The sequence below is a fragment of the Sporosarcina koreensis genome, from assembly GCF_001531445.1.
Classification (GTDB): domain Bacteria; phylum Bacillota; class Bacilli; order Bacillales_A; family Planococcaceae; genus Sporosarcina; species Sporosarcina koreensis_C.
In genome coordinates this window covers 21,693-22,650 of record NZ_LQYA01000245.1, presented here as the reverse complement: position 1 = coordinate 22,650, position 958 = coordinate 21,693, and the positions used below count along the sequence as shown (strand labels likewise).

Below are 958 nucleotides of genomic sequence, written 5' to 3'. Positions count from 1 at the left end.
AATTGTATGTTTCTAAACGAATTACTCTCTTATCAGATAGCCAAATATTTAGGTGTACCAGTTCCGGAATCGGCAATTGCATATATGGATAAAAGAATTCTCGAAAAGGATCCTACCGCAACATTTGTTCACAGATTTTATGAAGGCAACCTCTTCGCTAGTCTGGAATTAGAAAAAGAAGACAATCTGCTTGAGAATTACGAAGAAATGATCCAGATGAAAAAGCCTTACATTTCTCGAACTTGGAATGCATTTTTCTCTAATGTTGAAAATATTAATGATATAGCAAATGTAATCGCTTTTGATTTATTAATTGCCAACTTTGATCGCTATGGAAATGATGGCAACCTTTTAGTGGCTCAAACAACAGAAGGAAGAAAAATTTTCGCGATTGACCATGGGCATGCATTTTTTGGCCCTATATGGCATGCCTCCAAGGTAAATGCAATGAGATTACCAAATAATACAAATGCATATTGCGATCAGTTTATTAATATTGCATTTGGGAACAATATTAAAAATGGTCTTATAAATGGTCTAGGGGTTGTATTTGATGCGATTGAACAGAAGATTGATTTAACTAATCTTCAACAACATTCTTTTCTAAATGTAGTCGATCGAATCGAAAGTATCTCGGAAGGCTTAGTTGATGATTGGTTTAATCAAATACCGGACGAATGGTTTGTGAAATCAGATAGAGATGCGCAGTTGGCATATTACAAAAGGTTCATTTTAACACAAAAAGATCTGGTTAGATTTATTATTCAAAGAATGGCTGATAAAATGGCTTTTACTAATTATTTGGGTGGTGAATTACAGTGGAAAAAAGCAATGAATGTACGTATAGTATAGTGCGCTATTGTTCTGATAATTTGACGGGTGAAGTAGTAAATATTGGCGTTATTATGCATAGTTATAATGAAACTGTAGAGACAAAATTCCTTCTATTGGATGAAAG

At 33.7% G+C, this 958-nt stretch carries 1 protein-coding gene; it reads left to right on the top strand.

All coding sequences use genetic code 11. From position 1 onward, the window contains the following. The coding region (locus AWV70_RS20220) for a HipA family kinase (RefSeq protein ID WP_153010070.1) at nt 1-852 on the top strand (852 nt) is incomplete at its 5' end. Between the last annotated feature and the right edge of the window lie 106 nt (nt 853-958).